This window comes from Chryseobacterium sp. OV279, assembly GCF_900128945.1.
In the GTDB taxonomy this organism is placed as follows: domain Bacteria; phylum Bacteroidota; class Bacteroidia; order Flavobacteriales; family Weeksellaceae; genus Chryseobacterium.
On the sequence record NZ_FQUD01000001.1, the window covers coordinates 984,057 to 1,004,264 of the forward strand.

The 20,208-nt window shown below is 38.2% G+C and carries 19 protein-coding genes; 16 read left to right on the forward strand and 3 right to left on the reverse strand.

Features of this window, described 5'->3' with window-relative positions:
• Window positions 1-27: 27 nt before the first annotated feature.
• From BUA72_RS04460 to BUA72_RS04495, 8 genes are all read left to right on the forward strand, one after another.
• Window positions 28-1,068: a hypothetical protein gene (locus BUA72_RS04460; RefSeq protein WP_072921948.1), complete on the forward strand. Its 1,041-nt coding sequence runs from the start codon at window positions 28-30 to the stop codon at window positions 1,066-1,068.
• Between the two features lie 19 nt (window positions 1,069-1,087).
• Window positions 1,088-2,125 (forward strand): hypothetical protein, encoded by a 1,038-nt coding sequence (locus BUA72_RS04465; protein ID WP_072921949.1) that lies wholly within the window; start codon window positions 1,088-1,090, stop codon window positions 2,123-2,125.
• A gap of 2 nt (window positions 2,126-2,127) precedes the next feature.
• Window positions 2,128-2,616: a DUF4280 domain-containing protein gene (locus tag BUA72_RS04470; RefSeq protein WP_047449413.1), complete on the forward strand. Its 489-nt coding sequence runs from the start codon at window positions 2,128-2,130 to the stop codon at window positions 2,614-2,616.
• An 11-nt stretch (window positions 2,617-2,627) separates the two neighbouring features.
• On the forward strand, window positions 2,628-5,291 hold the full coding sequence (locus tag BUA72_RS04475; RefSeq protein ID WP_072921950.1) for an OmpA family protein: 2,664 nt from the start codon (window positions 2,628-2,630) through the stop codon (window positions 5,289-5,291).
• An 8-nt stretch (window positions 5,292-5,299) separates the two neighbouring features.
• Complete coding sequence (locus BUA72_RS04480) at window positions 5,300-6,115, forward strand: hypothetical protein (RefSeq protein ID WP_228407837.1); 816 nt, start codon at window positions 5,300-5,302, stop codon at window positions 6,113-6,115.
• A gap of 12 nt (window positions 6,116-6,127) precedes the next feature.
• On the forward strand, window positions 6,128-6,781 hold the full coding sequence (locus tag BUA72_RS04485) for a hypothetical protein (protein ID WP_072921952.1): 654 nt from the start codon (window positions 6,128-6,130) through the stop codon (window positions 6,779-6,781).
• Between the two features lie 70 nt (window positions 6,782-6,851).
• Entirely contained in the window at window positions 6,852-7,505 is a 654-nt protein-coding gene (locus BUA72_RS04490) for a hypothetical protein (protein WP_072921953.1), read from the forward strand.
• Window positions 7,506-7,528: 23 nt separating this feature from the next.
• A complete protein-coding gene (locus tag BUA72_RS04495; protein ID WP_139259511.1) occupies window positions 7,529-7,897 on the forward strand; it encodes a hypothetical protein in 369 nt (122 codons plus the stop codon).
• An 83-nt stretch (window positions 7,898-7,980) separates the two neighbouring features.
• Here BUA72_RS04495 and BUA72_RS04500 read toward each other — a convergent pair whose 3' ends face one another.
• From BUA72_RS04500 to BUA72_RS04510, 3 genes are all read right to left on the reverse strand, one after another.
• Window positions 7,981-9,507: an endonuclease gene (locus BUA72_RS04500; protein ID WP_072921955.1), complete on the reverse strand. Its 1,527-nt coding sequence runs from the start codon at window positions 9,505-9,507 to the stop codon at window positions 7,981-7,983.
• A gap of 489 nt (window positions 9,508-9,996) precedes the next feature.
• Entirely contained in the window at window positions 9,997-10,527 is a 531-nt protein-coding gene (locus tag BUA72_RS04505) for a DUF4136 domain-containing protein (RefSeq protein ID WP_072921956.1), read from the reverse strand.
• Window position 10,528: 1 nt separating this feature from the next.
• The gene (locus tag BUA72_RS04510; RefSeq protein ID WP_072921957.1) at window positions 10,529-10,711 is read right to left on the reverse strand and encodes a DUF5522 domain-containing protein; all 183 of its coding nucleotides are present in this window, start codon (window positions 10,709-10,711) and stop codon (window positions 10,529-10,531) included.
• Window positions 10,712-10,751: 40 nt separating this feature from the next.
• On the opposite strand from BUA72_RS04510, the gene BUA72_RS04515 reads away from it, so the two are divergent.
• From BUA72_RS04515 to BUA72_RS04555, 8 genes are all read left to right on the forward strand, one after another.
• Window positions 10,752-11,078, forward strand: coding sequence for a hypothetical protein (locus BUA72_RS04515; RefSeq protein WP_072921958.1), 327 nt, complete (start codon window positions 10,752-10,754; stop codon window positions 11,076-11,078).
• A 590-nt stretch (window positions 11,079-11,668) separates the two neighbouring features.
• Window positions 11,669-12,577 (forward strand): 1-aminocyclopropane-1-carboxylate deaminase/D-cysteine desulfhydrase, encoded by a 909-nt coding sequence (locus tag BUA72_RS04525; protein ID WP_072921960.1) that lies wholly within the window; start codon window positions 11,669-11,671, stop codon window positions 12,575-12,577.
• A 16-nt stretch (window positions 12,578-12,593) separates the two neighbouring features.
• On the forward strand, window positions 12,594-13,655 hold the full coding sequence (locus BUA72_RS04530) for a glucosaminidase domain-containing protein (RefSeq protein ID WP_072921961.1): 1,062 nt from the start codon (window positions 12,594-12,596) through the stop codon (window positions 13,653-13,655).
• Between the two features lie 75 nt (window positions 13,656-13,730).
• Window positions 13,731-15,014, forward strand: coding sequence for a glutamate-1-semialdehyde 2,1-aminomutase (gene hemL, locus BUA72_RS04535; protein WP_072921962.1), 1,284 nt, complete (start codon window positions 13,731-13,733; stop codon window positions 15,012-15,014).
• A gap of 701 nt (window positions 15,015-15,715) precedes the next feature.
• Window positions 15,716-17,050 carry an amidohydrolase gene (locus BUA72_RS04540; protein WP_072921963.1) on the forward strand — a complete coding sequence of 445 codons (1,335 nt, stop codon included), beginning with the start codon at window positions 15,716-15,718 and terminating at the stop codon, window positions 17,048-17,050.
• A 386-nt stretch (window positions 17,051-17,436) separates the two neighbouring features.
• On the forward strand, window positions 17,437-18,279 hold the full coding sequence (locus BUA72_RS04545; RefSeq protein WP_072922487.1) for an AraC family transcriptional regulator: 843 nt from the start codon (window positions 17,437-17,439) through the stop codon (window positions 18,277-18,279).
• A gap of 82 nt (window positions 18,280-18,361) precedes the next feature.
• Window positions 18,362-19,600, forward strand: coding sequence for an amidohydrolase (locus BUA72_RS04550; protein WP_072921964.1), 1,239 nt, complete (start codon window positions 18,362-18,364; stop codon window positions 19,598-19,600).
• A 140-nt stretch (window positions 19,601-19,740) separates the two neighbouring features.
• A complete protein-coding gene (locus tag BUA72_RS04555; RefSeq protein ID WP_072921965.1) occupies window positions 19,741-20,208 on the forward strand; it encodes a hypothetical protein in 468 nt (155 codons plus the stop codon).

Below are 20,208 nucleotides of genomic sequence, written 5' to 3' on the forward strand. Positions count from 1 at the left end.
AGAGAACAGGGATGCCGGATCATTTTTATGCAGAAATTTAACATACATAACGTCCAGACAGGGGAGAGCCTGAAAAGTATAGCTTCGCTGTACCATTTAGATGCTGGTGCTTTAAAGTTATTTCACAATAACCACTGCGATGTCAAGGATATGATCCTGATTGAGCTTACAGGCCAGAAGGAACTTTTTCTTCCGAGAACAGCGGTGACGGATAAAACCCGGTTGGTGCCGTTCGGAAGAGGAAACAGCCTTGTTTTTCAACCTGAAAATTCATTTTACAGATATGGCGTTTCCATCAATATGGAAAGCAATGACCGCAAGAATGAACTGAAATATGAAACCTCAGTCCGCTGGCTGAAAAAGGAGACTAAGCTGCATTTTTTTGAAATAGACAGAACCTCCAATCTTTTTCTGAACGAAGAAGAAGTGAATGAAATAGCCGATCTCCTGGCCTATAAAACATCCAAGGTCTTGTATCCATTACAAATCAGTGTGGATGAGCAGGGGAAATTCAATGCGGTGGAAAATATTTCGGTGTTTAAAGAAAGATGGGCCGCTGTAAAAGAGGAAGTTTATAAAGAATTTGAAGGGGAAACGGTAGACAGCTACTGTGAAAAGATAGAAAAAATAATAGATGAGCCGGAGGTGATCAGTCTTTATCTTAAGAATGATTATTTCATCAGAACATTGTTTTTTGGGGCTTATCAGAGTTTCGGACAGGATTATGAAACAGAACTAACAGAAAGTTTTCCTGTGGTAGATAATCCGGTAGAACCGAAATACGAAATAAAACTGGAAATTGATCCGCTGAAAGGAGAATCCGGTCTGGTTAATATAGAAGGTGAAGGCAGATTAAATGATGAAAGAAGTACCTATGATTTCATCAACAAAGCTCCTTTTTCAATGATTATTGAGGATAACCCGGTGATGAATCATGAAGGAAATTTCAGGATTGTCTATTATCTGAACGGGCAGAATTTACTGGTGAAATCAATGTATTTGGAATGTGACCTGCAACTTGAGAAGAAAAAGAAAATATCAGTAGTCATTGCGATGCTGACTGAATAATTGAAAAAAAACTAACAAAATGAAAATTAAACCAAATCATAAATTATCCATCCTTGTTTTTATATTGAGCTTTAGCCTGTATTTCGGGCAAAAAGTGGAGTTTAATGTCCCAAAAGATATCGAGACCCTGCAGAATTCTATTTTTGATTTTAAAAATGATTTCACCCAGGACGAAGCGAAAGCGGCCGCTGCATCAGATACCGATTTTTCAACCACTGTTGACCTTTATCATTTAAAATATGAAGGCGACCAGAAAAATCCTTACCTGACTTTGGCTTTAAAAAATGGCGCTAAATCTAAACAGTTTATCCAACAGGCCGTATGGAATGTCAATATGAAAAAAGTCTCTTCAAAAAGCACAAAAGTCACTGTTTTTCTTGAAAAAGTAATTCCGGACAGCTGGTCAAAAAAAGAAGTAGATACCAAACTGACTAAATCCACCGGGAAAGTAGAGAAAGAGATCAAAGAATTTCTTCTAAACTATAAACGCCCGGAACTTTCAAATGATGATTCATCAGAAACCGATAGCGTAGCTGCCACTACTTATACTACGGCTGTCACCACAACGGATATGATCGCAGAAAATTCGAAGCAGGAAAAAACATCAAAAAAACTACAGAGTCTGTTCGGGAAGAAACAGTTTATTGCACTACCGGCCACGTCCGATACCTTCACAAAATTGTTACAGGTACAGCCCACTCAACCGGAATGTAAAGACTGCAAAGGCGGAAAATACTCCAACTGGGATTTCGATGATTTTAATATGATCTACGCCACTATGAGCACGGGTCTGGAATATTATGCTATCCAGTATTACGGACAGGATATGGTGTCTGGATTACCTCATGGCCTGGTGTTTAATGACAGTTCTCCATCAGAATGTAAACAAAAATTTGCAAGATATAACGCACAGCTTTATCAGACCGTAGGAGAAACGGAAGAAAATTCAGAAAAAGCCTTGACCGTTGTGACGTTCAAGATGAATTCCTCCTTCGTCCGTCTTGAATTTGGAAATGAATATTTAACCCGACTAGTAATTTCAAATAAAGAATTTTAACCATGGCAGAGAAACATATTGTAGTACAGGGTGCTATGTGCAAATGCCAGTTCGGACAGCTTCCGGACAAACTCAAAGTGCTCTCACACCAGAAAGAATACGCGAATGATAAAAACGCCTCCAAAAAACTCATCGTCACCACGAAAGAAATAGGAGCAGCAACATTCGAGAAAAATACATTCGGAAACTGCATCAAAATGGGAGTTCCACCACCGCCATGCAAAATCATGGTGACTGAATGGAAAGATTTCTATGAAAAAGTACAGCTTAATAACGGCGGCTATATCATCGTTGAAACCAGCAAAGCCATCTGTGCCATTGCAGGAACGCCATGTATAGAGATCATAGACCACGGACAGAGAACGGAAGGCAGCCCGCAGAATTTTAAAAATGCGGATAAGGATGTACAGCAGCAGATCAACCCACTGGTGGATTCAGAAGAAATGTATAATGAACAGCCTGCCTATGGTGGGGAAGATGGTGTAATCTAAACGACAGACAAATGGCTAAAGGAGTAAAAAAAATACAGGTTACAAAAGGACTTTACTATCCCGATATGTCGGTAAAAGGCCAGAGAGTAACGCTAAAACCTGATCAGTGGGTTTATTTTGGCGTTGAAGAATGGCTGCCCGGAACTACTGCCGAAGATAAAAAGAAAGAAATTATCTGGATGAGGCAGACCAATAACCGGAAAATAATCATCAATCAGGCACCTTCAAAAGGAGGTTACAAATTTCTGATCTCCAAACAGTTTTGCGGAAGCTATCACTATTATATTGAAGCAAGTCTGTCCGGAAAAAGAGACCCTAAGAACCCTGTGGGACTCTATGTAAAGGGCTGGTGTGACCCTAAAATTGTTACCAGCAAATGGACGACTCAAAGAGGAAGTAAAACCAGCATCAAAAACCAGAATAAGATCAATTTCATTTCTTACGGACACGTAGTTTATCTTAATCTGATGACGGAAGGCCTTAACGGAAATACCTTAACGATAGAGCTTTGGAATCAGCAGACTGCAAAAAAAGATAAGCTGGTTCATGTCTACAATAATGTTCAGGTAATAGACGGAGAGGTTAATTTAAAAATAGAAAATACCTACTCGTGGATGGCTCATGTAGATAACATCCAGAATGTAGAAGAATTTTATATCAAAGTAAAAGATACCGCTTCCAAACAGTACATTAAAGATAATCTGGGTGATGATCTTCACGCCATTTATCTGAATGTAAAAAATAAAGTGGTCACCACCAATGCCAATGTCAGCAAGAATCAAACCCCTACGAAAGTATACAAACCTGATGTAAATTCCGTCCGTCAGGAACCTTGCCGCTTTGAAATGATCAAGATCACCGAAAGTGAAGTGAAAGACGGGAAAGCCAGTAATACTACGGTAACTGTGTTTGATAACGGTAAAGGAATCAAAAAAATACAGTCAGCTGCCCTTCAGGAGCGTATCGAGAGAACAATCTATTATAAATTTGACTCTACGGTCATCGATAAAGACGGGGTAGCTATCCTCAATAACGTGCTCAAGTTTCTTTTGGAACATAAGGACTCAACCATGAATCTGAGCGGTTATGCCTGCGTGATCGGAAAACAGAATTACAATAAAGGGCTGTCCCAAAGAAGAGCCGATGTTGTAAAGAAATTTTTTGCAGATGGCGGCCTTGATCCAAGCCGGATTATTTCTGTTGGGAAAGGAGAAGTAGATCCTACAGATGATAAAATGGGCAAGGATAATATCCGGTTCAAAAATGAAAGAGATTACGAGAGTAACAGAAGAGTAGATATTTCTTTTGTATTCAATGCTCATGATGCCCAGACCATTAATTATGAAGTCGTAGCTCCGACGGAATCAACGAAAAAAGATCTCACAATTGATATCTCCGGATTTGATACCAATGAATGCTACCACGGAAGTAAAAACAAGCATAAAAAGCAGATCCTGATGACCGACGTAGGTCAGGCGGTAGATAAAGGAGATACCAAACAGACTTTTGCCCCATCGTCTTTTAATTATAAAGTCTACTCGAATATGTCAAGGTTCAATGCTGCTCCCATAAAGTATATCTGGCCTATAGCAACCAATCCGAATCAGTTCCATATGAACATTCACAGTTGCAGATATTTCAGTAACGATAAAAGAACAACGGTTTTAATTAAAGCCTATCCGGATATTAAATGGGAACTCGCCCTGGAATTTCAGGTGAATGTTTCCAATTATAAAGCCTCCAATATGCCGGCAGGGAATATCTACGCCAAGCATCAGGAAAAATCCAGACAGGCAGGGTACAAAAGAATGCAGTTGAATAAAGACGGAAAAGTTCCGATCAATGTAGGTGTAGGATTGTCCGCAGAATGGGATGCCGGCCGGGAAAAAAGAAGCTTTACCAACGAGTTTGCAGATAAAATAGAGGTGGTCGCGAGAATGATCGCCACTGCTGTAAATATCGTTCAGAATGCCATCAACTATGCTCAGAGTGCTGCCAAAGAAACCGCTATTCCCGTTGGTTTCAATCTCAGATATCCTAAATTTACCGTTGTAGGAAAATGGTATCTGGAAAGAGTCAATGAGAGAGCTTCTTTAAGTGTCATCGGTGAAGTAGGTTTTGGTTTCAAACCGCTGATAGGCGCTGAGGTCGTTATTGATATCATAGGCGCAGCCATTGCGGTAGCTTCTTACGGAGCGACTGGTAACCCTGCTGCTGCGAAACTTATCAATAAATTCAGAGGCGGACTGGAAAAACTTGGCGCTTCAGTGACCTTTACCGCTACATTTTATGGTGAGCTGGAAATTATGGTGGATGCTCTGAAAATTGACAGTATTAACGGGATCAATATGCAGGGTAAAACCACGATCGGAGGGAAAATGGGGGCTACCATAGAACTCAGTATCAGTATTGAAGTAGGAACGGTAAAAGGAACCAAAGCAAAACCTATTGTTACGTTTAAAGCCGCAGCCAAGGCAGATTCCTATTTTGGAGGCGATATCGTGATAGATTCTGATACGACAGGATTATTTATCCAGCCTGTTCTGAAATTTTCAGGAGTCGTTCTTTCTGTAGAAATAGAAGGCGAGGTAGGCTGGTGGAAAAGTAATTTCAAAGTAGAAGAAAAGGTGATGAAAGAAGAAACTTACTATATGGATAAAAAATATTTAACTTAAATTCAGGTATGCATAATTTTAAAAAACCATTATATTCCGTTTATCCCAGAATGTACTGTTCTGGAACCATTTATGTGAATGATGTTCCTGTCATAGACTGGTACGGAGATGAGACCAAAGAAGGCGGATTCGGAGGAGATACCATGATCAACCAGGCACTGCTTCAGAGTGGGAAATATCAGGTAGTTGGAAAAATGTATCCGCGTTTGGGAAAAAATGTTTTGGATGAAGATGATACCTTATCGGTAGATTTCTTTTGTGCAGATTTTGATAACTGGAAGGCATCCCGTGCTGAATTTCGTCCTAAAATGGAATCTCCATGGGACGGACTCACAGAAAATGTTCAGCATCCCACGTTTAATGTGGCCAGCGAAATAGAAGTGGAACTTCCTTTTGTACTGGACGGTTGGCAGCATTCGGTAGATTTTAAAGATGTGAAAAAAGAAGACCTCTTCAGCGATGTTTTCAAATATTATAAACAGATACGCGCCGTATTGGTTGAGCATAATGCCGGAAAATACCTGGAAATGTCTCATGACAAAATGCAGCTTCAGGAGCAGGCTTTATATTATTCCGAAGACCGGAAAAAAAGGTTTTTAGACAGTGCCGGTCAGTTGTTTGGCCAGAATTTAGCTGTTGAGGAACTTAATGAGGCTGATTTGCACCTTGAAATCATGGGCTATGGTAAATTGGTAAGACTCATGAGAAAAGACGGATCTCAGCCGCTTCAGTTCATAAGTCCGGATCTTGAAAAGCAGGGCAATATTGAAATGGAAATCAAGCTTCACATGAGAACGAAGGAAAAAGGATTTAGTATTATTTAAAATATCGGGTAAATGACTTTTTTTGGAGGTTTTGTAGCTGTGGTTGTTCTGTTTTCTATATTTTTAGGATACAGGATTTTTTCAAAAATTTCGGATAAAAAACAGAATTCCGGAAAGACTGGAGGTTTTCTTGAGAAGGCATTTCTCTTGTTTTTTGTTTCGTTAATAATGGTTTCCATTAATGGATTAGCGTTCATTTTATCCTACTCATTTTTTTGGGAGAAAGCCTACAGAACTTTCGGTGAACCCCAATATACCGCTACCGTGATAGGATATAAAAAAGAAATCACAAAAGGTAAAAACTTTTCAAATTCCTCATACAGCGACAGAGTCATCTTTTTTCCGAGAGTGGAATATACCAATGTCAATGGCAAAAAAATTGTAAAAACACTGGACATCACCAGTAATGATCCACCGGTTTTGGGTGAAAAAGTAAAAATTACAGATACTGAGAATCAGGAGAATACCAATACTGTGGAACTGGATTGGGTAATGCTGGCCGCTGGAGGTGTCTTTACTGGAGTTGCTGCATTTTTTGCGGCACTGCTCGCTACTTACGGTACATCGGATAGCATGAAAAAAAGACTAAGATGGTCTTTGAGAGCAGGGCTGGTACTCATTTTGATCAACCTACTCTGTGTCATATTCATCTATTTAAAACAATAAGAATACTTTGACCTGTTTTCACAAAGGAAGAAAAGGGGAATGACATTAATAAATCAAAATATAAACTATTATGAAAAAAGGAAAATTTCTGATATTGATTTTCGTGGTATTGATTAATATCTGCTGCGGAAATAAATCATTTGATCTTTCATCCGTCTCTTTGGGCGAAGAGGCAACGAAGTATGATTTTGATAATAAAGATGTATTTCTGAAAGACAAAGGCAGCAAACCGGATGTCATTCAATATTATGCAGATGAAAATAAAGGTTTGACCTATGGAGGAATTCCTTTGGACAATACAATGGGGACAAGAATTACCGTATACAAAGGAAAAGTAGGGGCAGTTGACACCAATGCCGCAGAAAAAAGCTCTCTGGAATTTGTTGAAAAAATTGCAGGAAAACATGGTAAACCTACGGCTACAGTCACAGACAAAGCAACTGTAGATGCTAAAATGGTAAAGCAGATTTTTGAAAAGCTTAAAAAAGTGGCACCGGATAAAGTATCATGGAATCAGGGTGAGAAAAACTCTTTTACCTATCCTACATCTTTCTTTTGGGACGATGGGAAAAACTATTCCATCCTGAGTATTTCTATTGAAGACGATGGAAGAATCAGAAATAAATATGTGACCGTGACCAAAGATGCTTACAGGAACGATGCGGTATTCGGATTAAAATATCCTACTCCACAGGGATCTCCGTGGTATCAGTACATGAAATAATTCTGAAGATAATTTTACTTAAAATGAAACATAAAATTAGACATATTTTAATGATCTTAGGATGCCTTGTAGCACTTAGCTGCAATTCTCAAAAGAAAGAGGATGACAAGCTTATAGGTAAATGGCAGGGAGGTCTCAAAGATTCTAAGACAGGAGGTTTAATAGATCATATTGTTTTGGAGTTTACCAATGATGGGAAATTTCTTCAGCATGTAGGGGAAGGTCAAATGAAAAACACAGTAGAATCAACCTATGAATTACGGGATGATAAAATAATCACTATTGAGAAAGATACGAAGGAAAAGGCGGAAAGCAAATACACCATTAAAAATGATACATTGATCATTCTGTATGAAGGGATGGAAAATAAGTACATCAAACTTAAGCAGTAAATGCTTTTAAGACTAAACTTTACATCAAAAATAAAAGGCCGGTTCAAAACATTGAACCGGCCTTTTTATGTTTAATCAAGAGATTATTTCACAATAAACTTTAAAGTAGTCTGATCAAGCTTTAAAATATAAATTCCCTGCTCAAGATTTTTGATCTTAATAGAATTTCCATTTTTAAAAGGACTGGTAATCGTCTCAAGTGTTTTCCCCTGAAGATTATAGATCTCTGCTTTTTTGATATCCTTAGTATCTCCCTTTACGAAGATTTCCTGCCCTGAAATCGGGTTAGGGTAGACCTGCAGCTCCTGAACCGCAGTTTCTCCTAGAGCAGCTTTTTGAGCCTGTCTGGCGCTTCCTGAATAGCAGGTCCATTTTAGGTCATCAATCGCCACTCTGTTGCTGGACGAACTGTTCACAAGGCTTACCGTCACATTTCCTGAAGTATTGATATTATTGATGGTCGTCGTGGTTGCAGTAGTGCTGTAAGGTACCGTTCCTACCGTTGTTCCGTTTACTTTAACATCAAAAGTTCCGTTGCTTCCTGAAAACTTAAGTTGCATAGTTACCGTTAATGATCCTATACCATTGGCAGAACTTCCTGAAGTTAAAGATCCTGATCTTACCGTAATGGCCTTGCTGTTGATGGTCTGGTCTGTTCTCGCGTCAGTTGCAGTCCATAAAATACCGCTTCCGGTCCATGTTCTTGTCGTATAAGAAGCATTGGCAGCCGGAATTGCTTCAAACGTTTCGTTCACACAGCCTGTTCCTGGATTAGGTGTTCCCGGATCTGTGGGTCCAGGATTGGAAGAACCCCAGATTTGATTCACATAATTAGGATTGTCAATGAACGGGTTTCTGTTCCCCTGATAAGTATAAGACGCATTATTTCTTCCAATTTCAGCTGCCGAAACAGGATCCTGATTATGCCACGCCAGAAGCACATTCAGCTCCCAGGTCTGTAGTCCCGGAAATGTTGAACTTCCTAACATATTCCCCGAAGAAAAAGTAGAAAGTTTGCTCTGATAACGGGTTACAAAATAAAAGATCATTCTGGCTACATCTCCTTTAAATTCATCGATCGGCTCAAATACCGTTCCTGCATATCCTGAAGAAGAAGAACTTCCCAGTTTGGATCCGTTTTTAGAAGTAAATGTTGCAGAACCTACCTTTCCGAAAGGATAATTGCTTCTCATTCCATTTACCTTTCCGTCTGTAGCTCTGATAAAGTGAATATCCGAAACCATCGGTGAAGACTCATTGAATAAACTTTGAGGAACAATATGTTCTCTGTTGTAGCAGTTTCCTTCTACGGAGTACGTTCCACACTGATTCGTTCCCGGAGTATATTTGTAAGGATCGGCTCCTGAAGGTTTTTCTGAATAAATATCCATGATCGAGCCGTCATTTTCGTAGTTTTTGTCAATGTCAGTCGTTTTATAGCCTGTCCAAAGTCCACCGTAGCCTTTGTCCTGATGTCCGCTTGTAATGATAGAACTTAATGCCGTTTTAAGCGCGGCACCGCTTAATCCATTCGCTGAATTGTAATACCCTGCAGGAGCCTGGGCATTGGCAAACCCCGCTATTACAGTACATAAGATAATTTTTTTCATATCAATAAAATTTCTGTAAGAATACTATATTTTCCCGAATAAGAAATTACATAATTGTTAATTTTAAAATGTACCGCATGCAGTTTATGAAGACCAGAATTTACTTCGCATCTTTGGAAATCCATGTCAATGGTTGGCGATTTCTTTAGAGGGAATTTAACCGACCTAGGAAGATGGAGCGTTAAGAAAATTAATTCTATGAACGTTAAGAAAATTCTACTGTTTGAAGCGCGACAAAAATATTGAGTCAAAAACAAATATCGAAATCGCGCAAGTTTTAGAATTTTTAGAGAATAGAAATAATTTTTAGCGGAAGATTCCAGTCTTGAACTTTTCGTTCTTTTGTTTCAAGACAAAAGGACAGATAAAAAGAAATTCACGAAAGTTTAATGTCTAAAAAACATGCTGAAGCTTTCAACTCTTTTGAACGAAAAATCCGGTACAGAAAAACTGCACCGGATTGTATATAAAATTGATTTAAAATAAATCTTACTTTCTCTGAGGAGGATAATTTTTCATGATCTCAGCCATAATCTCAGGAATTTGTCTCTGCTTGGATTTTGGAGAATCCACAGAAATTCCGCTTCCGATTCCCTGCCAAACCAGTTTGTTGGATTTAGAATCAATCAGATCAACGATGATTGCGCCTTCGTTATAGTTGCTCGTCCATGTTCTGCTCATGCCAACGCCCCATCCGAAAGGACCGCCCCATCCCCACATTCCGTAAGGAGAACCATTGCTGGTAATGTCGGTTACTTTTTTATGATTCGCTTTTACATTAACGATCAGATCAGGATTCTCGCCGGACTGAAGCCCTTTGGCCTGAAGCTGTCTCGATAACTCGTTTAAAACTCTGTCTTTATCAATATCATTCAGTTTCAGATCGTCAATTCTGATCTTATAGGTTTTATAAGTCGTAAAATTGGCCGATTCCGCATAATCTGAACGCACCTGGAAAGGACTGCACGATGTAAGGCCTAATGCAGCCGTAGCTAACAAAATAAAAATATATTTTTTCATTTTATTTATTTTTTTTATCGTTTTTAATGAATGTATCCGTCTTTTTATTGTACCCGTAAGGACAGTGTCTGCAGCCGCTTTTACAGCAATGTCCCCTTTTCAGATGGAATTTTTCTGTAAAAACCTTGTACCCCTGTTCATTGTAGTAGAAGTCTTCACCTTCTTTGATGTCATAATGGGCCATAAGTTAAATCTCTAAGTCAAAAAACTTTATATTTGTTAGTATGATAATTATATGCCAAAAGCCATTAAAAAAATTAAAAATTAACGGCATTGCTCTCTTTCCCTTTATCTTCATTAGGAAACCCGAAGATAAGGAAAATAATGTACTTATCAATCACGAAAAAATCCATTTGAGACAGCAGCTGGAAATGCTTATTATTTTCTTTTATATTTTTTACGTCATCGAATATTACTACTGGTTTTTCAAACTCAAAGACGGTTTCCTTGCCTATAAAAGGATCTCATTTGAACGCGAAGCCTACGCAAACGAACAGGATCTGGATTATTTGAAGAAAAGGAGATTCTGGAATTTCAGGAAGTATTTGTAATAAATGTAAAATGTAAAATGTAAAATGTAAAATGTAAAATGTTTACCTTAAAATTCAATAGGGGTGGGCTTTAGCCCGCCTTCCAAAAATAAATTCGCATTCATGGGCTTTAGCCAAAACCTAAAAATTTAAACACAAATTTCACAAATATTCCCACAAATTTTCACAAATGCATTTAACATCATCATCTGTGAAAATCTGTGTCATCCGTGGTTAAAAAAAATGATATAAATTTTATTTGTTTTATCGTAAAAATAGAATGGTTCAAAGGGTAAGAATAAAAGATAATAAGTACCCTTAAAATTCAATAGGGGTGGGCTTTAGCCCGCCTTCCAAAAATAAATTCACATTCATGGGGCTTTAGCCAAAACCTAAAATTTAAACACAAATTGCACAAATATTCCCACAAATTTTCACAAATGCATTTAACATCATCATCTGTGAAAATCTGTGTCATCCGTGGTAAAAAAATAACCATAACATTTTCTGCATTTTCTATCAAAAAAAACAAAATGATTCCCGTCATTTATATAAATCTACAGAAACACAAATCTTTTACTAATTTTGCAGATCATAGTTAAACAACTAAAATGCTGTTAAAAGCCCCGGCAGAACCCATTCCCATTCAGGAAATACCTATTCAGAACAATATAAAACTCTTCATCAAAAGAGAAGACCTCATTCATCCCCAAATCTCAGGAAACAAATACTGGAAACTCTTTTATAATATCAATAACTATCTGGAGAAAAATCCGGAAAACCCTTATCTCATTACATTCGGTGGAGCTTACTCCAATCATATTGCTGCGGTTTCTGCTGCAGGAAGCTTGTCGGGTATCCAGACATTGGGAATCATAAGAGGTGAAGAGCTGGAGCATAAATGGCGTGATAATCCTACACTGCTTTTTGCGAAAAGAAACGGGATGAATCTGAAATTTGTCACCCGTGAGGAATACCGCCACAAAGAAAAACTGACAGAATTTTTACAAAACGAATTCTCAAATGCCCTGATCATCCCAGAAGGAGGCACCAATGAAGAGGCTGTAGCAGGCGTAAAAATGATGCTGAATGACCAAACAAAAGATTTTGATTATCTTTGCACCGCAGTCGGAACCGGAGGAACGGTTGCGGGAATAGCAAAATTTTGTGAAGAAAATCAGAAAGTTATAGGATTTAAAGTTGTTGACGATGCTTCACTCGAGAATAAAGTTTTAGAATTAACTTCAGGACGGAATTGTAATCTAATAGATTCATGTTTTGGAGGTTATGGTAAAATAAAAGATGAAAACATCCGTTTTATCAATGATTTTAAAGAGAAATACGGTATCCCTTTGGAGCCGGTGTATACAGGAAAAATGATGCAGAAGGTTTTTGAACTGATAGATGAAGGATATTTTCCTGAGAACAGCAGGGTTTTGTGTTTTCATACCGGCGGATTGCAGGGTATTGAAGGAGCCAATCTGCTTTTGGAAAAACAGAATAGAAATTTAATTATATAAGTAAAAATTGAAAAACATGAAAAGACTTTTCTTACTCGTAAGCCTTTTAGTTTTATCAAAATTCTCAGCTCAATCTTGGGCTACTGAAGACCAGTACATTCAGAAATTCGCTAAATATGCGGTAGAGGAAATGGAAAAATACAAAATTCCGGCTTCTATTACATTGGCCCAGGGACTCTTAGAGACCGGAGGAGGGCAAAGCAGACTGGCTCAGGAAGGCAAAAATCACTTCGGAATAAAATGTAAAGAAGACTGGACAGGAAAAACCATGAAACATACGGATGACGCTCCCAATGAATGTTTCCGTGTTTATGACGATCCGAGACAGTCCTACGAAGATCATTCGGTATTTTTATCGACAAGAAAATATTACGCAAATCTTTTCAATCTTGACATGAAAGATTACAAAGCGTGGGCACATGGTCTTAAAAAAGCAGGATACGCAACGAATCCCCGTTACGCTTCCATCCTGATCACAAAAATTGAAAAATACAGACTGTATGAGTTCGACGATACCAGCTCAAGAGAAGTTCTGTATGCCGTTCTTAAAATGTATCCGGACCTGAAAGATGACCGTACATTCATGGCTCAGCTGGAACCTTCAAAAATGGTTACCAAAAAAGCTAAAGATCAGGGTACCGTAGAAGTTCCTTACAAGCAAACCTCTTATGCTCAGCAGCAAAAAAGAGTGGAAAGGATCAAAACAAAAGCTGAAATTCTTAATTCAATTCTTATCAAAACCCATCCCAATGATGGTTTAAGATACATCGTCATTCCTGAAGATACCAACGTTAAATTCATTGCAGATAAATTCAGAGTAAGCGAGAGCAGACTTGTTAAATGGAATGAACTGGAAAGCGATGTATTAAAGAAAAACGATATTGTATTCCTTGAATCTAAAAATTCTGCCGGAAATACAGCCATCTACAAAGCCGAGTCCGGTGAAGATATGCACGATATCGCTCAGAAATTCGGAATCAAATTACATAAATTATACGCAAAAAACAGAATGGACGAAGGACAGAAACCGTCTGCAGGCCAGCTGATTTATTTGATTGATAAAAAACCAAGAAATTAATTTTTTGTTGTAAGTTTCTGGTGGACAGTTGCTCATTAATTGTAAAACTATAAGCTTTCAACGTTCAACTAAAATATGAAATACCAAAGAAGTTCGGCTTTATTTGATGAAGCCTACCAATACATTCCGGGAGGAGTTAATTCTCCGGTTAGAGCATTCAAATCAGTAGGAGGAGTTCCTGTATTCATGAAGTCGGCAAAAGGAGCTTACCTTACCGATGCAGATGACAACACATACATCGACTATATCAATTCATGGGGACCGGCTATTTTAGGTCACACTCATCCTGAAGTACTGGAAGAACTGAAGGTACAGGCAGAAAAAGGCTTTTCATTCGGAGCCCCTACAGAACTGGAAACAGAAATTGCAAAATTCATCGTAGAAAATGTCCCGAATATAGACCAGATAAGAATGGTTTCTTCAGGTACGGAAGCATGTATGAGTGCCGTAAGACTGGCGAGAGGTTTTACAAAAAGAGATAAGATCGTTAAATTTGAAGGCTGCTATCATGGTCACTCAGATTCATTCCTGATCAAGGCGGGAAGTGGTGCAGCTACTTTCGGAAACCCGAATTCTCCAGGTGTAACGGAAGGAACTGCCAAAGACACTCTTTTGGCCCGTTACAACGATTTTGAGCAGGTAGAAGACCTGTTCCGTCACAACCAGGGACAAATTGCAGCCGTGATCATTGAGCCGGTTGCCGGAAATATGGGTTGTGTACTTCCTGAAAACAATTTCCTTCAGAACTTAAGAAAGATCTGTGATGAAAACGGAGCTTTATTGATTTTTGATGAAGTAATGACTGGTTTCAGACTGGCTTTCGGAGGTGCACAGGAATTGTATAATGTGAAGGCTGACCTTGTTACTTACGGAAAAGTGATCGGTGGAGGACTTCCGGTAGGCGCATTTGCAGGAAGAAACGAAATCATGGATCACCTGGCACCTAAAGGAGGTGTTTATCAGGCCGGAACCTTAAGTGGAAATCCATTGGCAATGAGAGCCGGATTGAAAACATTACAGCTGATAAAAAATGATCCTGAATTCTTTAACAGAATCAACAAAACAGCAGAAACACTGGATTTTGGAATCGGAAAAATTCTGAATGAAAAAGGAATTGCCCATAAAATCAATAGAAAAGGATCCATGATGTCTGTGTTTTTCCACATCAACAGTGTTTCCAATTTTGATGAGGCAGCAGCTTCCAATCATTCGTTGTTTAATAATTTCTTTCACCAGATGCTTCAGAATGGAATATATCTTCCGCCAAGTGGCTATGAAACCTATTTCATCAGTGACGCGATCAAGGATAGAGAAATTGACATGACGCTTGAAGCAGTAAGAAATTTTGATTTTTCTTAAAAATTAAGCGAATACAATATAATAGAACCGGGTTTTAGAATCCGGTTCTTTTTTTACTAAAAAGTTTCTGAGTTGATTTCATATAAAATAATCTGATCAGACAGACTGATGTCTGAAATTTTTTTTGAACCATTAAGGTAAATGAAGGAGATAAGTTTAGTTAACGTGAGCTCGGGATTAGGTATTTTTTTTAACAATGATTTCAGGATGTTTATTTTGACGCAAAGAAATTGATTATTTTATTCAAAAAGGGCAGCAAAGGTGGAATCAATTTCATTGATTCGATGAAGCGGATGTTGTATACAGATCGCTTCATCAGTGACGCAGTCACAGTCTTTACCTTCCTCAAAACTAAAACGTTAACAAGATCAATCTTTGCGTCAAAAAAACTTCCAAATATTTTACAGGTAACCCTATATACTTGCAAATCTTAAACCCGCATCCAGAAACCCGGAGCCATTCAATCTTAATTTTCTTATCCCAAACTTAGGTTAGTTAAGAAAAAATCATTTGATTTTTTTAGACGTGTATCTTATGGCGAAGCTCAAACTTAATATTCTTAAAAGCTTATTAAATCTTAATGGTTTAATATTTTCAAGGCAAAACAAATTAAGCCATTCAATAAATCATACAGAGATTGTAATAAACCATACACCTTCATCCTTTCCGTTCTTTCTATTTTTGTATGAAATAGATTGGAAATGAAGACCTCTGACAATACGATATCCCGTAAAGATTTTATAAGAAATTCAGCACTGGCCGCAGCCGGACTTAGCCTAATGCCCAATATCATGGCAGCATCTCCTTTTCCTGGAGAGCAAAACGTTTCGGCAAAAGGAAAATTAAGCCTTAAGAATGTTCGCCTGGAAACCGGGTTTGAGTATGAGGAAGGAGAAGTCATTTCCACCAAAACCAATCTGTTTTATATCGAAATCGAAAACGGAAAAATCAAAAGTATTGCTCCGAATCAACCCAATGCAAAAGCCACTGATGCAAAAGGAATGCTGATGCTTCCTGCATTTAAAGACATGCATATTCATTTAGATAAAACGTTTTACGGCGATCAATGGCAGGCGGTCAGAAAAAGAACGGGCGGTGTAAAAGGAATGATCGCACTTGAACAGAAAATGCTTCCTGAAATGCTGAAAAACTCAACGTTCAAAGCAGAAAAAATGATTGAACTGCTACAGTCAAAAGGAACATCTTTTGCGAGAAGTCATGTCAATATTGAACCCACCTCAAAATTGGACTCATTAAAGAATCTTCAGAAGGCTTTAGAAAATAAAAAGAAAGGTTTCGGAGCCGAACTGGTTGCTTTTCCACAACATGGCGTTTTTTATACAGATTCGGTGCCTTATCTGAAAGAGGCAGCTCAAATGGATATTGATTTTATCGGTGGAGTAGATCCGTTTAATATTGACGGAGCGATTGAAAAAACAGTTGATTTTACGGTTCAGCTGGCTTTAGATCACAAAAAAGGAATTGATATTCACCTTCATGAAACCGGAGATTCAGGGCTGAACACGGTGGAATATCTCATTAAAAAAGTCAATGAAAATCCTTCTCTGAAAGGAAAAACATACCTGAGTCACTGTTTTATTTTAGCCAAATTAGACAAAACAAAACAGGAAGAAATGGCTGAAAAACTGGCGGAAGCTCAGATCGGAATTGTCTCTACCATCCCTTTTGGAAACCTCATCATGCCGATTCCTGCGCTGTACAAACATAATGTAACGGTTCTGACCGGGAATGACAGTATTGTAGACCACTGGAATACTTTCGGGACGGGAAGTGTACTTCAGAAAGCGAATCAGATGGCACAGCTGTATGGATATTCTACAGAGTTTTTATTATCCAGAAGTCTGAAACTGGCAACGGCAAATGTTCTTCCATTAGATGATAAAGGAAACCAAAAATGGCCAAAAGCCGGAGATCAGGCAGATTTTGTACTGATGAATGCAAGCTGTTCCGCAGAAGCAGTATCAAGAATTTCAAATGTGGAATCACTAGTTCATCAGGGAAATGTGGTTTATTAAAAATAATAGGATGAAAGATTACTTAATACTTTCAACTTAAAATAGCTTAAGTGTTTAAAAATTTTTGTTGCTAAGAAATAATTTCGCGCAGATTGATCAGATTGTACAGATCTTTTTCTGAAAATACTGAACCATTAAGATTTATTCAGGTTTTAAGAATATTAAGTAGAGCTTTGCTTTTTAAGAAACACAGCTTAAAAAAATCAACCTATTTTTTTCTTAACTTTCCTTACCTCCTTCATCCCTCTTAATGCTTCAAAACTGATTCCTGTGATTAATACATTTTGTGGTTAAGAAACGATCAATCCTGTTTAAAAATGAAAATATCTCCATCCGTTCAGATTTCTCGCATAAATTTTACTAATTTTAAGAGAAAATCAGATCAAGTGGGTCATCATACAGATCATTTTCCCGTTTTAGGGATTCAGGAGTTCAGCGAAAACCAGCTTCAGGGCTGTCATCTGCTGTTTAATGAACTGCATGGGGAACGTTCCATTGATGAACCTCATAAACATGATTTTTTCATCATCAATCTTTTTGAACACGGAAAAGGCAGCCACACCATTGATTTCACGGAATATGAGGTGGGAAACAGCCAGATTCATCTTGTTTTTCCGGATCAGGTGCATCAGTGGGTGATTGAAAAGGAAACGGTAGGTTATCAGCTGATGATCAGCAGAGACTGGTTTGAGAGTTTTCTGCCTTCGCTGAGGTTTTCAGCTTCTTATTATCAGAGCCATCCGGTGATTAATCTTTCGAAAGAAACTTTTGGGACTTTCCTATATGAATTTCAGGCCATCCAGAAAGAGGTGAGTGAAGAGCATGTATTTTGGGAAGTCATCCAGAAACGGAGTGAGCTGATCGGTTTGCTGGTCAGTAAATCGGTGGAAGGGACTTTTAAGGATTTTGAAATGTACCACTCCAATCCTATTATATCTAAATTTTTACAGCTGATTGATGAACATTTCAGAACGGAAAGATCGGTGTCTTTTTATGCGGAGAAGCTTAATATTTCTGCCAATTATTTAAACATCGTCTGCAAAAAAAATCTCAATTCTTCAGCTTCATCTTTGATTCAGGACAGGATTTTACTGGAAGCAAAACGTCTTTTAAAAGTATCCGAAATGTCAGTCAAGGATATCGTTTACGATCTTGGTTTCTATGATCATGCGAGCTTTTCCAAATTCTTCAAAGCACAGACGGGAATGACACCGTCGCAGTTCAAATAATAATCCATACAAAACAAAGCATAATTGATACACCGGCTCTGAAACAAAGCCGGCGTAACTTTGTCCTGTTAAAAGATAAGTTATGCAGTTTCCGTATCAATTGGTTGCAAAAGGAACGTATTCGCTCAAAAATGTCCGTCTGGAAACGGGATTTGAATATGATGAAGGAGAAGTGATCAGAACAAAAACTGACCTTTTCAGTATGGATATAGAAGAAGGGAAAATCAAAGCTGTAAAGCCGAATGATCCTGCTTCCGATGCATGGGATGCCAAAGGTTTTCTGATGCTTCCTGCTTTTAAGGATATGCACATCCATCTGGATAAAACATGGTACGGACTTCCGTGGCAGGCACTTTCGCCCAAACGGAGAACGGTTAAGGATATGATCACCTATGAGCAGAAAATCATCCCTGAACTCTTAAAAACTTCCGTGGAAAGGGCAGAGCAATTGATCAGTCTGTTGCAGCATTACGGAACTCATTTTGCGAGAACGCACTTTAATATTGATCCTACGTCAGGTTTAAAATCTCTGGAACATCTGGAACAAGCTTTAGAACACAAAAAAGATTCTTTTAAAGCTGAACTAGTAGCTTTTCCGCAGCATGGTTTGTATTATACTGATACGGCTCCTTTGATGAAAGAAGCGGCACAACTGAAAAGTGTAGGTTTTATCGGAGGACTTGATCCTTTAAGTATTGATGGGAACATAGAAAAGGTGCTTGACTTTACGGTACAGCTGGCTTTAGACCATCAAAAAGGAATTGATATCCATTTGCATGAAGCAGGAGAGTCCGGGATGAAAACCATCAATTATCTGATCGATAAAGCGATTGAAAACCCGCAGTTGCAGGGAAAAACATTTGTGAGTCATGCTTTTGCTTTAGGACATCTTTCGACAAAAGAAACGGAAAAGATCGCAGAAAGGCTGGCAGAAGGAAAAGTGGGAATTGCCTCTTCTGTTCCCTTCAGAGGAACGGTAATGCCGATTCCTGTCTTGAAAAAGTATGGAGTGAATGTTCTGATCGGAAATGATAATGTTCAGGATTACTGGAGTACTTTCGGTTCGGGAAATATGCTTCAGAAAGCGAATTTGATTGCTGAGCTTTACGGATATGAAACTGAATTTTACCTGTCCAGAACACTTCAGTTTGCCACTCAAAGCATTCTTCCGCTGGATGACAAAGGAAAGCAGCAGTGGCCAAAGCCTGGTGACGAAGCTTCCATTGTACTGGCTGATGCTTCTTGTTCCGCAGAAGCGGTTTCCAGAATATCCAAAACAGAAGCCTTCATGAATGAGGGGAACCTGTTCTGGAGACCTTAATTGAAATATATATTTTTTAATATACTTGTTTTTTGTGAATAAAGCCATTGGATTTTCTGATGGCTTTTTCGGTGTATTGTAAGAATGATTATTTGTTTATATTTTGCGGATGACAAATTTAAAACTCACATCAATAAAAAATGCCTCAATACATAGATTCATATTATTTGGTTAATGAGAGAGACTCCGGTCTGGTCTATAAGTTTTTGGATGATTTTTTACCCCAAAACAAAGAGTTATCTGAAGACTATCCAATACCTCAATTTGGGCCTGAAAATGAGAAAGCTTTTGATAATGTTAAAGATTTGCTGACTTATCTCGATCAAAATGCAGGTGTTGATTATATTATTTACTGGCAAAACCTCGCTGACACTTCTGAATTAAAGCAGTTTACATTACAATATACAAATGACGGGAAAATGATTTTTGGAGTTTCTATTTATGGAAACGAAGTAGATTCGAGAGAGAGCTTGCTGATGTACTACAGAATGAAAAGATATCTGAATCCGGATTATGCATGTATCACCGGAGAAGAACCGCCTCCCGGAAATTCTGAAGAGTTGATCAGGTTTTGCGAAAATAGGTATGTACCGATAATAAGTGTATAA

Excerpts from the sequence above, each read along its gene's own strand:
- BUA72_RS04460 (WP_072921948.1), top strand. The coding sequence starts at position 28 with ATGCAGAAATTTAACATACATAACGTCCAGACAGGGGAGAGCCTGAAA.
- BUA72_RS04495 (WP_139259511.1), top strand. The coding sequence starts at position 7,529 with ATGAAACATAAAATTAGACATATTTTAATGATCTTAGGATGCCTTGTA.
- hemL (WP_072921962.1), top strand. The coding sequence starts at position 13,731 with ATGAAATACCAAAGAAGTTCGGCTTTATTTGATGAAGCCTACCAATAC.
- BUA72_RS04550 (WP_072921964.1), top strand. The coding sequence starts at position 18,362 with ATGCAGTTTCCGTATCAATTGGTTGCAAAAGGAACGTATTCGCTCAAA.
- BUA72_RS04475 (WP_072921950.1), top strand. The coding sequence starts at position 2,628 with ATGGCTAAAGGAGTAAAAAAAATACAGGTTACAAAAGGACTTTACTAT.
- BUA72_RS04505 (WP_072921956.1), bottom strand. The coding sequence starts at position 10,527 with ATGAAAAAATATATTTTTATTTTGTTAGCTACGGCTGCATTAGGCCTT.
- BUA72_RS04555 (WP_072921965.1), top strand. The coding sequence starts at position 19,741 with ATGCCTCAATACATAGATTCATATTATTTGGTTAATGAGAGAGACTCC.
- BUA72_RS04470 (WP_047449413.1), top strand. The coding sequence starts at position 2,128 with ATGGCAGAGAAACATATTGTAGTACAGGGTGCTATGTGCAAATGCCAG.
- BUA72_RS04465 (WP_072921949.1), top strand. The coding sequence starts at position 1,088 with ATGAAAATTAAACCAAATCATAAATTATCCATCCTTGTTTTTATATTG.
- BUA72_RS04530 (WP_072921961.1), top strand. The coding sequence starts at position 12,594 with ATGAAAAGACTTTTCTTACTCGTAAGCCTTTTAGTTTTATCAAAATTC.
- BUA72_RS04510 (WP_072921957.1), bottom strand. The coding sequence starts at position 10,711 with ATGGCCCATTATGACATCAAAGAAGGTGAAGACTTCTACTACAATGAA.
- BUA72_RS04485 (WP_072921952.1), top strand. The coding sequence starts at position 6,128 with ATGACTTTTTTTGGAGGTTTTGTAGCTGTGGTTGTTCTGTTTTCTATA.
- BUA72_RS04525 (WP_072921960.1), top strand. The coding sequence starts at position 11,669 with ATGCTGTTAAAAGCCCCGGCAGAACCCATTCCCATTCAGGAAATACCT.
- BUA72_RS04515 (WP_072921958.1), top strand. The coding sequence starts at position 10,752 with ATGATAATTATATGCCAAAAGCCATTAAAAAAATTAAAAATTAACGGC.
- BUA72_RS04500 (WP_072921955.1), bottom strand. The coding sequence starts at position 9,507 with ATGAAAAAAATTATCTTATGTACTGTAATAGCGGGGTTTGCCAATGCC.
- BUA72_RS04480 (WP_228407837.1), top strand. The coding sequence starts at position 5,300 with ATGCATAATTTTAAAAAACCATTATATTCCGTTTATCCCAGAATGTAC.
- BUA72_RS04540 (WP_072921963.1), top strand. The coding sequence starts at position 15,716 with ATGAAGACCTCTGACAATACGATATCCCGTAAAGATTTTATAAGAAAT.
- BUA72_RS04490 (WP_072921953.1), top strand. The coding sequence starts at position 6,852 with ATGAAAAAAGGAAAATTTCTGATATTGATTTTCGTGGTATTGATTAAT.